Here is a 13,240-nt window from a genome sequence, read left to right on the forward strand (position 1 = left end):
AGCCAGACACTCTTGAGAGCGACGGTCAGCACTGCCCGTGTCCGCCCCATCTCTGGCGGCGCGCTCCATGAAACGAACACCTTTCCGCATTGCTACTATGATCGATGAGTACTCATGAATATTCTAGCAAGGCGGTCAAGGTTCCAGGCGGCATGACCGCACAAGAGGATAGAGCCAGCTCCTCAAGCACGGATTCGCAAGAAGAGGACTAGTGCAAACTAGCCAGGCCTACAATCAGGAGCAGATGCAATAACATGCCGATGATCAGAGTCCACGCGATAAACATGATGGCGCGATGATCATGAACAAAGCGCCGGACACGGGGGGCGGGCGAAGCAGAAGCCGGGCGGCGCTCAGCGGCGACCAGGCCCAGCGCGATACGCAGACGCAGGGGTGAGCGCACCGGCGAGCGGCTCATCTCAGCGAGCAGCGCACGATAGCAATCGCGACACAAGACCCATGACTGGCGCGGCTCAGGCACACCTTCAGGCTCCGTGACCGCAATGGCCTCTAGCGCGATGCGCTGAGTGCAGACCGAGCAACTGCGGATCAGACGTTTGCGCGCCCGTGGTGACTGTGTACCCTCGCCGATGCTGTGTGAAGACAAGCTGCCACTGTGCTTAACCTCTCCCATGAGTGGCGATTCCTTTCCTAAGCTCGCCGGTCCAATCAGCATTTCCCTGGCGATCACAGAACGACCGCCGGCAGGGACTCCTGGCCCCACGTTTTTAATTGTATCACACCATCGGAAGGGTTACCTATCAAAAAAGCAAGGAAAGGAAGAGCGTCCAACCGAGGCGACTCGATCGAGCACCAGAGTCGACAGAACGCCCTTCCTTATCAAGACGGCTCCTTCCCAAACAGCGGGACCCCTGCAAGAGCGCGGCCGTTTCTACGCCCGCCCCATCGCTCTGGCCTAACTCGCTGGTCCAGCCCTATGGCCACACTCAGAGCGTAGGCCACGTCCGATGTGAGCCAGGCAAGCGACACGCCAACCAACAACCCTCTGCCATCAGCGCGCCTGGAGGGCCCACCTAGCCCCGCAACAGCGGAAGGAGATAGACGATGCTAAAGACAAAGACCCAGACCGCATCAACAAAGTGCCAGTACATCTCTCCGGCCTGGAAAGCGAAATGCCGCTCTTTCGTAAAGTGACCGTTCAGCGCCCGCACAAAGACGATCAGCAGAAAGATCAGACCGACGGTCACATGCAGGCCGTGGAAGCCTGTCAGCGTAAAGAAAGCCGAGCCGAAGAGCTGGCTTTGAGGAGTAAAGCCCTCGTGAATCAGAGAGCTATACTCATAGACCTGACCACCCAAGAAAATAGCCCCCATCACAATCGTCGCCAACAGGCCCCAAATCAAGCGCTGCTGATTACCCTTCTCGATACCCCTGGCGGCGATATAGTGAATCGGAGCACTACTCCCTAGCAGAATAATGGTATTGATGAGCGGATACCAGATCTCAGTAGGCAGGCGCCAGCCGTGGCCGCCCTGGCGGATCTCCAGATAGAGATAGGCGGCGATCAGGTTAGCGAAAATCAGCGCCTCTGAGGCGATGAAGAACATCATCCCCCACCAGCCGACGCTACGCCCACCTTCCTCATGCACCTGCTCCAGAGCAGGTATCCCCTCGCGATAGGCAACACTCATACCCCGAAATTCTCCTGACAGTTCTCTCTCCAAAGAAGAAGCTAGACAGAGTTGACCTTGCCAGTCAGCCGCCTCCCCAGAAGATCAGCCCCAGCAAGATCGCCAGATGCGCCAGGCAGAGGAGTCCTTCCTTGCCCGCCCCTCTCCTGGCATACCCGGCTCCGAGCCATACCAGGCAGCAGAAGAATCTACCTCTTATCGCGCCTCCCTGTCTAGTAGCGTTCCAGGCCCCAACCAACGACAGCCACCACGATGAGTAAAGCCCCCACCACCGACACTGCAGGGTGGGTCACCACACCCAGGCAAGCTACCGCAATAGCTAGAGCGAGCACAAAGGGCCAAAGACTGGGATGAGGCCCGCGAGGTACTTTCGTCGGGCGCGACGACTGGACAGTACCCTCTACCTTTTTCGTCTCCGCGCTCTGGCTCTCTGGCCTCGGCTGGTCAGCAGCCGTGGCACCATTCCTGGCAACAAGCCCGCCATTACCGTTCGCAGCTTCTTGCTCCCGGGCTCCTGCTTCTCCCCGTGGCTCCTCAGTTGGGGGCCTATCCTTCTGCTCTTCCTCGTTAATCACAGTACGCCTCACTCGTGGGGCAGCCCAGCCGGACTAGCTCATCCAGAGACAGCCCTTTCCGCCCTGCGGAGCGCGCCGGTCCCTGCTCCTCTACTCATAGCGCAGCACTGGACCAGACTAGCGGGCCTGGGTCCAGGAGAGAGCAGAGACACGGCGCAACTTACAGGCCGCATCGTTCGCTGGCTACCAGGCCATCAATGGACAGCCACTTTCCAGTCTGCCGTCTCCGGATTCTTCTTATCGTAGAATGGACGGCGGCTGCGCACCACCGGGATCGTCTTAAAGTTGTATGGCTCCGGCGGAGAAGTCGTATCCCACTCCAGCGTGAAAGCATCCCAGGGATCATTACCCGCGGGCTGACCCTGACGGAGGCTTGTCACAAAGTTGAAGAGGAAGACCAGGATCGCCACCGCGATAATGAAGGCGCCAACCGTCTCCAGCAGGTTCAGCTCATTCCAGCCCAGATCGGGAGCATAGGTATAGATACGGCGCGGCATCCCGAGCAGGCCCAGAATGTGCATCGGGAAGAAGGTGACATTCACCCCAATCAGCATCAACCAGAACTGGATCTGGCCCAGGCGCTCATTCAACAGCTTACCGGTCATCTTCGGGAACCAGTAGAAGATGGCCGCGAAGATGGCAAAGACCGCTCCGCCGAAGAGCACATAGTGCAGGTGGGCGATCACAAAGTAGCTGTCGGTCACCTGGTAGTCGAAGGGGACGATCGCCAGCGCCACCCCGTTGAGGCCGCCGATCAGGAACATCGCCACAAAGCCGAGAGCGAAGAGCATCGGCGTCTTAAACGAGAGCTTGCCGCCGTAGATCGTCGCCAACCAGTTGAAGATCTTGACCGCAGTCGGGATGGCGATCAGCGTCGTGCTTGTGGCGAAGAACGCCTGAGCCACCACCGGCAGGCCCACAGCGAACATATGGTGCGCCCAAACCGTAAAGCTCAGGAACCCGATAGCCACGCCCGACCAGGCCACAAAGGTATAACCAAAGATCGGCTTGCGTGAGAAGACCGGCAGCACCTCCGACACAATGCCGAAGGCCGGCAGGATCAGGATGTAAACCTCCGGGTGACCGAAGGACCAGAAGAGATGCTGCCAGAGTAGCGGATCACCATTGAAGGCTACCTGATAGAAGTGCGTCCCCAAGTGGCGATCGAGCAACAGCAGGCCCGCGGCTGCAGTCAGGCTGGGCAGAGCAAAAAGCAGCAGGAATGACGTCACCAGCGTCATCCACACAAAGAGCGGCATGCGGTTAATCGTCATGCCGGGTGCGCGCAGCTTAAAGATAGTCACCACAAAGTTCAGCGCGCCCGCAATTGAGGAGATACCCAGCAGCAGCACGCCCAGGGCCCAGAAATCCATATTGATCGAGGGCGTGGCCGGAATACAATTCACTCCCTGCACGCCACACTCGGTCAACGGCGGATAAGCGAACCAGCCACCATCTGGCGCCGCATGGAACAAGAAACTTGACTGCAGGAAGAGGCCACCAAAGAGCACAATCCAGTAGCCGAAGGCATTGAGGCGCGGGAAGGCCATGTCGCGCGCCCCGATCATCAGCGGCACGACATAGTTACCGAGACCGGTGAACATCGGCATCACGAAGAGGAAAATCATCGTGGTGCCGTGCATGGTAAAGATCTCGTTATAGGTCTGAGGATCGAGCACCTTCCCGTCCGGCAGTGCCAGCTGAGTGCGGATCAGCAACGCCTCCAACCCGCCGACCACGAAGAAAAAGAAGGCCGTGACCATGTACATGATCCCGATCTTCTTATGATCGGTGGTCGTCAGCCACTGGCCAACATATGTCTCGCTAAAGCGCTTCTGTCGGACCAGAGCAGGACGCTCAACAATCGTACTGGTTGCCATGGAAAATCCTCCGAATATCCAATCAGCCCCTTCAGGCAGACCGGGGAGGCTCGCCCGCCTCCGTGGTCTGCTTGTCTCAGCACAGGCGCAGCGGTTACAGCCAGGCAGCCAGGCAGACAGCGCCATCGCCAGCCCGGCCCGGATAAGCTCAGCCTCACATGTTCCCACTGATCGATGGCCTGACTGCCCTCCTCTCTCCACTTGCTGGCCTATTTGACCGCCTGCCAGATGACCTATCTTACCAGCTTCCTTCTATATATTATGTTTTACTTCAGGCTTTCCAGATAGGCCACCAGATCATTGATTTCGGACTGAGACAAGCCGAGATTGGGCATATCGTTCCCCGGCTTCACTGCCTGCGGATCACGCAACCACTCAGCCAGGTTCTGAGGCGTGTTCTTTAGCACGCCACCGGCGATCAAATCACGGCTGCCGAAGTGTGTCAGATTGGGACCGACCAGTGTCTGTGGCTGTGTATTGAAGTCGTTCAGGTTGACCCCTACAATCCCGTGGCAAGCCGTGCATCCCTTGGACTTGAAGAGCGCCAGCCCGCGCGCATACTGCGGATTGTTCACCGCCGCCTGCTGCTGACCACTCACCCAGGTTGCAAACTGGTCCGGCGGCAGCGCCACCACATTAAAGGCCATGTTGGCATGCTGCAAGCCACAGTACTCGGCGCACTGGCCATGATAGGTTCCGGGTTTATCAACACTAAACCACTTCTCATTGTCATGGCCAGGCACCACATCGGTCTTGCCCGTCAGATTGGGTACCCAGAAACTATGGATCACATTGTTCGAATAGAGCTTAACGTGGACCACGGTCCCCGTCGGCACCACCAGATCATCGGCAGTGATAATCTTCTGGGTCGGATAATCGAACTCCCACCACCACTGATGGCCGACGGCCGTGACCTCCAACTGTTGCCCGCCTGTGGGCACGGTATCGATCTGGAACATCGTGCGGATCGTAAAGACCAGCACCACGAAGAGAAAGATCGAGGGCGCTACGGTCCACACAATTTCCAGCGTTGTATTGCCATGAATCTGGCGCGGCGTCGGCATCCCCGGACGCTCGCGGAAACGAATGATTGACCAGATCAGAATCCCCTCGACTACCACAAAGACAAAGGTAGCCACGCCCAGGATAAACCAGAAGAGATTCGCTTCATCCTGAGCGACCGGCCCCGCCGGATTGAGGATCGAGGGGTTGCCGCCACAGGCGGCGAACAGGAGCGAGGATAAGAGCAACGTCAGGAGCAGCAGCCCCCAACGTGTTTTCCCTCGAAATAACGGTATCCTCACTGCTCGCACTCCTCAAGTAGACACAGATTAGCGCTCTAGATAGTTAATTATAGGTCTGCCCTGCAGGGGCCTTCAACCAGAGCAGAGCGCGGGCCTTCTCGCTCGCCTGCCATTTCTCCCTTCTCTGCCACCCATCTCCCTGGCTGACCGGAGTCGACCGTCTCCAGCCCAGTTCAGACGCTGCCAGCGCCATCAGTCAGGCTCGCCGCCTTGCCTACCACGCACGCGTATGGTAGCAGCCTGCGAGCTGCCCTGTTCCTCTGACCTTCGCCCTTTCTTCCCCAAGCAGCGCAAGCAAGGCGACAGAGCAGGCCCAGTCTGGCAGATTAGTCTAGCCTCTTTCCCTGACAGAGAGCTTGCAGCTCAGAGAGGGGACCTTACAGTAACCTGAATGCGGCTCTCCTGCCGGAAAGAGACAGCGGGCGCAGGACGCTTTCAGCCACTGTCAGGGCCGCTGCTCGCCAGACCGCTCCCCGCCAATGGAGGGCGGTCGGCCAACGCCCGTCTCATGGCGTCCGCTTTCAGACCATTCGCCAGCCTCACCGTCGCTCTCTCCCTGCAGACTACTTTCCCGATGGCTCTGCCGCGCTTGCTCTTCTTCCTCTTGCTGCCAGGCCAGGCGCTCGCGCTCAATCTGGCGCTGCTCTTGGGCAAGCATCCAGCGGATAAAGAGAACGCTCATCAGGACAATCACCAGGATGTTGGCGGGTACCCACATAATCAGCCCGCCAAGCTGCTGGTCTGTGGCAGGCGAGATGCCCCAGATCCGTGGCGCTGCCAGATAGGGCGCATAGAGCGGAGGCACAAAGGTGAGCCCGGCTCCAAGTAGGACCATCGGCATCCCGCTGAGGAAGAGATAGAGGACCTGGCCCGGCAAGGACAGCGGCCCTAATTCTCCCTCTAACGGACTCAGCACCGGCCACCAGAACAGAAAGCTGAAGATAATAAAGGTAAGATGCTCTAAAACATGAATGCCTTCATTTTCTAGCGTGGCATCGTAAAGTGGCGGCGCGTGCCAGAGAAAGATGTCAGCATTAAAGAGAAAGAAGGCCACAACAGGCAAGGTCAGCACCTTGACCGCCCTGTACAGCAGGCGGTTGCGCAGCAGAGGCGTGAGCAGCCAACCAGGTATACCCCACAACATCATCGGTGGAGCCACTAAGGTGATCAGGAGGTGCTGGACCATATGGGCGCTGAAAAGATAATCGTCCCCCAACTCATCTAGCGGCGATACCAGCGCCAGAAAGATGATCAGCACCCCTAGCAGAAAGACAACCACCCGGCTGCGAGGCACCGGTGGCCCTAGCTCGTACTGCCTGCGTAGCGGTCCAATAGCATAGAGATAGAGGACCGTGATCGCTACGCAGCCAACAACTACTGAAGGGATGAAATGCCAGGCTCTTAGCCAGAAATCCATCGCCTGCTCTCCCTGGGCTCTCTAGGCTGGCTGCTCTGTGGCGCCCCAGCACAGCAGCCCCGCTTAGCGGCTCGCTCTGCCCGCGCATCGCGAGTGGAGTGGATGGTTAAGCGGCTGCTTAGCGGCTCGCTCGCTCGCTGCCATCCCATCCCTAGCCTCTAGCATGCCAGCGCACCGTAGATACTATAGCAAGGGAAGACGATGGCGACAACAGCATTCAGGTAACTGTAAGGTGTGCCTTCCTGCCTGTAAGGATAGTATCAGGTTCAGGGCTGACAATACTCTCAGTGTTCTAAGCTGGACAGAGCGGGCTATTATTTACCTGTAGAGACTCTTAATCGGGAGCCTGTAGCTGTTATGAAGATTATACGCCGTATCGCATGGGTCGCGGTTGGTTTCACATATTTTCTGGTGGCCCTGGGGGGAACGGTGCGTGTTAACGATGCCGGCTTGAGCTGCCCTGACTGGCCGCTCTGCTATGGCCGGCCCTTTGTCTTCCCCGATATTCGCACCTTGCTTGAGGAGTCGCATCGCTATACGGCTTCAATCGTCAGTGTCTTGATTATCGCTCTGGCCATCTGTGCCTTGCTCTGGGCACGCAAGGAGCGACAGGTCCTTGTGCCTGCTTTAATCGCTCCCGTGTTGCTAGTAGTGCAGATCGTGCTGGGGGGCCTGACGGTGCTTTGGAAGCTGCCCCCAGAGATTATTACCGCCCATCTGGCTACGGCCCTGGCGATCTTCGCCACGGTGATTACGATTGCGGTGATGGCGGGTCAAGCGTCGCCCAGCCAGGAGCATCCTGCCCAGACACGTCGTTTCCTGCGCCTGGCGGTGACCACGGCGCTGCTGGTCTATGGGCTGATGCTGAGCGGTTCCTATGTGGTTGGCAGCGGCGCTACTTTCGCCTGTACGGGTTGGCCGCTCTGTGGCCAAACTCTGCCCGGCATGGCCCGCCTGGGGGATATTAATACGCTCCATCGTTTGATTGCGACGATCGTGGGGCTGGTGGTAGCCTGGACCCTCTATAGCGCCTGGCGCCGGCGCCGCGTGGCCCCTGGCCAGGCCCGTGTAGCCCTGGCTGCCGCCCTTCTCTTTGTCTTGCAGTCGCTGATCGGCGGGACTATCCCCTTGCTCGGTAGCGGCTCGCTGCATTTCGGTAGCATCTCCAATCAGGATGCCGCCACCTTTATGCGCGGCCTTCATCTGGCCGTCGCCAGCGCCGTCTGGGGCTTGCTGGTCCTGCTGGCTGCTCTGGCCGCACGCCAATTGCGTGCCGCCCCGCAGGGTGCAGAGCTGGAGCGAATGGAGGCCGCAGAGGCCGCTGCGCGCGAGAGCGTTAGCCCACTGCGCCAGACGATCTCCGGCTACATCGATTTGATGAAGCCTCACGTAACGGTGCTCCTCTTGGGAACAACCGCGGCGGCGATGGCCATCGCCTATCAGGGCTTGCCCCCCCTGGGCCTGACAGTGGCAACCTTGTTGGGCGGGGCATTGGCGGCGGGCAGCGCTAATGCTATTAACTGCTACTACGATCGCGATATCGATAGCATTATGTCGCGAACATCACGGCGCTCCCTGCCCGCCGGGCGTGTGCAACCGCGCCAGGCTCTGATTTTTGGGATCGCGCTGGGTGTGGCCTCCTTCCTGATTCTGGCGCTCTTCGTCAACCTGTTAAGTGCTGTGCTGGCCTGTGGCGCCATCCTCTTCTACGTTGGCGTCTATACTATGTGGCTGAAGCGCACCACCGCTCAGAATATCGTCATCGGGGGCGCCGCCGGCGCAGTGCCTGTGCTTGTCGGCTGGGCAGCGGTCACGGGGACAATTTCGCTGCCAGCTATCTGGCTCTTTGCCATCATCTTCTACTGGACGCCGCCCCACTTCTGGGCTCTCTCTCTCTTGATTGAGAAGGACTACGAGAAAGCCCGTGTGCCGATGTTGCCCGTCCTCTTCGGCGAGCAGGAAACGCGCAAGCAGATTTTCCTCTATTCGCTCCTGCTCCTGGCCGTAACACTGGTGCTCTTCGCGATGCGAGCGATGAGCTATCTCTACCTGGCGGCGGCCCTGGTGCTGGGCGGCATCCTGGTCTATATGGCCCTGCGCCTGCTCTGGGACAAGCACTCACGGCGCTGGGCCCGTACGTTGTTCTGGTATTCTAATTGCTACCTGGCGATGATCTTCGCCGCAATGGTGCTGGATCGCATCATTTTCCATTAGGAGCAGAGCTGTGAGGTGGCTGAATTGGCGTCTGGCATCGCGCCTTTCGGTGCTGACAATGGCGCTGCTGGTGGTCCTGGTGGTGGCCATCTTGAATTGGCGAGCTGGTCAGGGAGGAAGCGCCAGCGGGCAAGCCGCTGGCCAACCTACCGCCAGTAGCTCGGGACTGCAGGGGACTCTGCTCGATGGCCGGCCAGCTCCCAGTTTTCGGTTAACCGATCAGTTCGGTCGCTCTGTCTCGCTGGCAGAGTTTAAGGGGAAACCGGTGGTGATTACTTTTCTCTACACTCATTGCCCAACGGTTTGCCCTTTGACCGCTGATAAGCTGCATACTGTCATGCAGCAGCTCGGCGACGATGCTCAGCGGGTGGCCGTGCTGGCGATCAGCGTCGACCCAGTAGGTGATACGCAGGCCTCCGCTCTGGCTTTTTCGAATGCCCATAAGATGACAACTTATTGGCATTTCCTGATTGGTTCACGCGCGGCCCTCTCGCCCATCTGGCGCGCTTATAGCATCGATGCCGAAGCGGCCACCGCCAACAGCAGTACTGGCTCAGTGGCCCACACCGCTGTACTCTACGTTCTGGATAAACAGGGCCGTGAGCGCGTGCTCCTGGGCGATGATTTTATCCCTTCGCAGCTGACAGGCGATCTGCAACTGCTGCTCAAGGAAGAGTAGCGCCTCCCTTTGCACTCCTGGCGCCTTTCCCATACAGGCAAAGGGAGCGCAGACAAGAGCGAGGCGCGTTTTAAGCTGCCTTTGGGGTACCTGGAGGATGAGATGACTGACAACCAGCGCCTGCTGCGCTGAGGGAAGGCAGCGGTGGGGAGAAGGGCAACAGAGGGAGCCGCTCCGGCGTGACAGCCTGGCGGTACGCCGCTCGGCTTGCAAGAATGTCCCTCTGCTGCTATCCTTAAAAAAGAGGGAACTCTTGCAATCTGCTAGCGCTTGTACGCTATTTTTTCTGCAATAGTAAAGCTTCCGCGGAGATGCGATACGTATGGAAACTCACCTGCAAGGCATCAATCTCGCAACAGGTGACCTGACCGCAACGCTCCTCCCGGCCTACGAGGAGGAGCACGAGGGCGCAGGAGAGCATCACCTGCCTATTCCTAGCTACTGGCCGCTGGTCGCCAGTGTGGCCATCTTTGTGACTTTCATCGGCCTGCTGATCATCGATCAGACGCCGGTGGTGGCCTTACTCGGCGCGCTGGGCACCCTGATCGGTATCGTTGGTTGGGGATTGGAAGATCCGCAGGCTCATGCTCATGCCGAGGCCTATGCAGGCTTTGGCGCCAGCGTCGCCGAGGGCGAGGTCAGTCCATTGGCTGAGGCGGTACGCGAGCAGGCGCAGGAGATCGTCGATCGCCTGGTGGTGCGCGGTGATCTGGCCTGGAGCGCCCACCCCGTGAACGTTGAAGTAGAGCAGGAGGGCGTGGTCCTGGCGCTCTACGGCAAGGTGGAGCTGGAGGCCCAGAAGCAGGCTATTGAGGATGAGATCCGCAAGTTGCCTCATGTGATTGATGTGCGCAACTTCATTATCGCTGAGGATGCCATCCTCAACGAGGCGAACCGCCGCATTGCTAAGCTACAAGAGGCTGGTAAGCTGGAGGGCGCTCAAGACCTGCGCGTCCTTGTCGAAAACTATGTGCTCCATCTCTATGGCGAGGTGCCTACTCGCCAGATGAAGTATCTCCTAGAAGATGAGCTGATCCAGATCCCAGGCGTGCGTGTGGTGGTGAACCATATCGGCCTGAATGAGGATATTCCGGGCGAGCTGGGCCGCACCAAGGGAAAGGTCGGTAAAGGCTAGACGCCTCCTTGCTTGCTTGCTGACCTGATCGCAGCGCCAGGCAACCAGCGCAAGGCCCGAGAGAGTAGGGGTGGTCTCGCTCCAGAAGAGCGGCGCTTACTACTACTGCGGTGTGAAGAGGATATCTTCTTGTGCTTGGTTGGGCTGCCAGTCAGCCCACCGGCTCGGCTCACAGGTTCCTCTTGAGCGACAGCTATGGAGAGGCGGGCAGAAGCGTGGCTTGTGCTCGCCTCGTTTGCTGCTCTAAAGGGCTGCCAGGTCTGTCCAGACCTCTGGTGGCTCGCTGGTCAGCGAGCCACCGCACCTTCCACCTGATGCCTGCATTTGGAGCCAGCCCTAGTCGCAGGAAGTACTCCCCTGCTTCTCAGAAGGGCTGTTCTGCCTCAATCAGCATCTTGTAACCGCTCACCGCTGCAAAACGTATCCTTTTTAGGAGAGGAATGGCTCTCACCCACCCAGCCAGCCAGGCCGGCCTTTGCTGACACTGCTCAGGTTGCACTGAGTGACAGGCTCTCAACAGAGGCCACGCCCTGCTCTATCCGTGACAGCAATCGCTCTAGTGAGACAGAGGAGAGAGCAGCATGAGATGAGCAGCATACATAAATACATAGAGGAGGACAAAGAGCGTGCTCCCCAGTAGGGAAACAGTCAGCCTCCGCGCATGATCAGCCGCTGAGCAGGAGACCGGAGAGCCATGGCAGATCTGTCTAGTCGAACCGTGCTTGTCATTGAGGCGGAGACCCCTCTGCGGCGTCTGATTGCTTTGGGTCTGCAACAAAGGGAGATTGCGGTTGTGGCTACCGATCCCCAGAGCTGGCCCTCTCGGCTAGCTGAATGCCGACCGGCGCTCCTGATTGTCGATATCGATACGGACCGCCGGCAGGATGGTTCTTTGCTGCAAGCTCTCTGCGCTCAGGCGCGACTGAGAGAGGCGGCTATCATTGTCCTGTCTTGGGAAACGCCAGCCCTGGCCTTGGATGAACGTACATTTTATGTACGCAAACCTTTCGACGCGCGCGCCTTGCTTGCCTTAGTCGAAGAACAGCTCTCAGCTCGCTATGCTGCAGATACCGAGGCCGTGGCCTCCCAGCCGAGTCTTTGCCCACTGGTGACGGCTGTCGGTTTGCTTCTGATCAGCATTGGCTTGATGGTCCAGCTAGTGATCGCTGGCCTTGGCCTGGCTATCGTGCTGGCTGCTCTCCTCCGGTGGACACTAGGCCAGCAGTCATCTGCGTACCTGCTCTCCTCCCGGCTACAACCTTCACACCCATGCCACGTATAGACTAGTGTCAAGGCTAGATGATACAGTAATAAGAGTTTTCTGAACCCTTCTTAAATGAAGTGGGCAGAGGTGGTTTGCTTCTTTCATCTCTCTCTGAACATACATTATGCTATAGCAAACAAAGAATGAAATACAGGCAGAAAAGCCCACCTTCATGAGGTACTCGATCATGCCACTGAAACTGCTTGCCGCGGATAAGACCGATGTTGGTCGGCAACGTGAACAGAACGAAGACTGCGCCTATCGGCGGATTAGCCCGGAGGGGGACGTAGCCCTCTTCATTGTCGCCGATGGCATGGGCGGCTACCGCGCTGGAGAGGTCGCTAGCCGCCTGGCGGTAGAAACCATTAGTCAGGCACTCGACAGCTTTTTCCAGCCGCTGAGCGAGCAGCCAACTATCCAACTCGCCCCCCCTCTGGAAGAGCAGCCGACCGTCAAACTTGCTCCCCCAGCCGATGAGACCGCCGAGACGGGGGGCAGGCGTGAAGCTGCCCCTTCTCCACGCCAGCGGGCGCCGGAGCAGCAGGCGCGGCTGACGGTCAAGCTGCCTGAAACGCCGTTGTTGCGCTCTGTCGAAGAGCGTCTTGTCAACGCCATCAGGCAGGCCAACAGCGCTATCATTCACCACGGCGAGCAGCGAAAAGAGGCGCGGGGTCTGGGCTGTACTGTCACAGCAACCCTGGTCTACCAGGGCATCGCCTATATTGCCAACGTCGGCGACAGCCGAACCTACCTGCTGCGTCATGGCCAGCTCAAGCCTCTGACCCGCGATCATTCACTGGTGGCTAAGCTGGTCGAAGCTCATCAGATTGCACCAGAAGAGATCTATACCCACCCTCAGCGTAATCTCATCTACCGCTCGCTGGGGGCAGGTCGCCGGCAGGTTGAGGTCGATGTCTTTCAGGAACGCCTGCAGCCCGGCGATATGTTGCTGTTGTGCAGTGATGGACTGTGGGAAATGGTCCGCGATGATGAGATTTGCAAAACCTTAAGCGAACAGAAGTCCCTTCAGGACATCTGCGATCAGTTGATCGCTCTGGCCAACGCCCACGGGGGCGAGGATAACATTACGGCCCTTGTGGTACGCGTCGAGGCGGCCTGA

At 58.7% G+C, this 13,240-nt stretch carries 10 protein-coding genes; 5 read left to right on the forward strand and 5 right to left on the reverse strand.

Annotated features, from left to right (window positions below; all coding sequences use genetic code 11):
• Nucleotides 1-208 precede the first annotated feature (208 nt).
• The 5 genes from AC6H1L_RS11030 to AC6H1L_RS11050 form a co-directional block, all read right to left on the reverse strand.
• A complete protein-coding gene (locus AC6H1L_RS11030; RefSeq protein WP_497597565.1) occupies nucleotides 209-634 on the reverse strand; it encodes a hypothetical protein in 426 nt (141 codons plus the stop codon).
• A 400-nt stretch (nucleotides 635-1,034) separates the two neighbouring features.
• On the reverse strand, nucleotides 1,035-1,652 hold the full coding sequence (locus AC6H1L_RS11035) for a cytochrome c oxidase subunit 3 (protein ID WP_297162651.1): 618 nt from the start codon (nucleotides 1,650-1,652) through the stop codon (nucleotides 1,035-1,037).
• 769 nt (nucleotides 1,653-2,421) lie between these two features.
• Nucleotides 2,422-4,107: a cytochrome c oxidase subunit I gene (gene ctaD / locus AC6H1L_RS11040; protein WP_497597566.1), complete on the reverse strand. Its 1,686-nt coding sequence runs from the start codon at nucleotides 4,105-4,107 to the stop codon at nucleotides 2,422-2,424.
• A gap of 266 nt (nucleotides 4,108-4,373) precedes the next feature.
• Nucleotides 4,374-5,411 carry a cytochrome c oxidase subunit II gene (gene coxB, locus AC6H1L_RS11045; RefSeq protein ID WP_497597567.1) on the reverse strand — a complete coding sequence of 346 codons (1,038 nt, stop codon included), beginning with the start codon at nucleotides 5,409-5,411 and terminating at the stop codon, nucleotides 4,374-4,376.
• Between the two features lie 445 nt (nucleotides 5,412-5,856).
• Complete coding sequence (locus tag AC6H1L_RS11050; RefSeq protein WP_497597568.1) at nucleotides 5,857-6,828, reverse strand: cytochrome c oxidase assembly protein; 972 nt, start codon at nucleotides 6,826-6,828, stop codon at nucleotides 5,857-5,859.
• A 357-nt stretch (nucleotides 6,829-7,185) separates the two neighbouring features.
• Between AC6H1L_RS11050 and AC6H1L_RS11055 the strand changes: the two genes are divergently transcribed.
• The 5 genes from AC6H1L_RS11055 (at nucleotide 7,186) to AC6H1L_RS11075 (ending at nucleotide 13,240) form a co-directional block, all read left to right on the forward strand.
• Nucleotides 7,186-9,042 (forward strand): heme o synthase, encoded by a 1,857-nt coding sequence (locus tag AC6H1L_RS11055; RefSeq protein WP_497597569.1) that lies wholly within the window; start codon nucleotides 7,186-7,188, stop codon nucleotides 9,040-9,042.
• 10 nt (nucleotides 9,043-9,052) lie between these two features.
• Nucleotides 9,053-9,721 (forward strand): SCO family protein, encoded by a 669-nt coding sequence (locus AC6H1L_RS11060; RefSeq protein ID WP_497597570.1) that lies wholly within the window; start codon nucleotides 9,053-9,055, stop codon nucleotides 9,719-9,721.
• Between the two features lie 322 nt (nucleotides 9,722-10,043).
• Nucleotides 10,044-10,856 (forward strand): BON domain-containing protein, encoded by an 813-nt coding sequence (locus AC6H1L_RS11065; protein ID WP_497597571.1) that lies wholly within the window; start codon nucleotides 10,044-10,046, stop codon nucleotides 10,854-10,856.
• A 694-nt stretch (nucleotides 10,857-11,550) separates the two neighbouring features.
• On the forward strand, nucleotides 11,551-12,138 hold the full coding sequence (locus AC6H1L_RS11070; RefSeq protein WP_497597572.1) for a hypothetical protein: 588 nt from the start codon (nucleotides 11,551-11,553) through the stop codon (nucleotides 12,136-12,138).
• 169 nt (nucleotides 12,139-12,307) lie between these two features.
• Nucleotides 12,308-13,240, forward strand: coding sequence for a protein phosphatase 2C domain-containing protein (locus tag AC6H1L_RS11075; RefSeq protein WP_497597573.1), 933 nt, complete (start codon nucleotides 12,308-12,310; stop codon nucleotides 13,238-13,240).

This window comes from Thermogemmatispora argillosa (assembly GCF_059696725.1).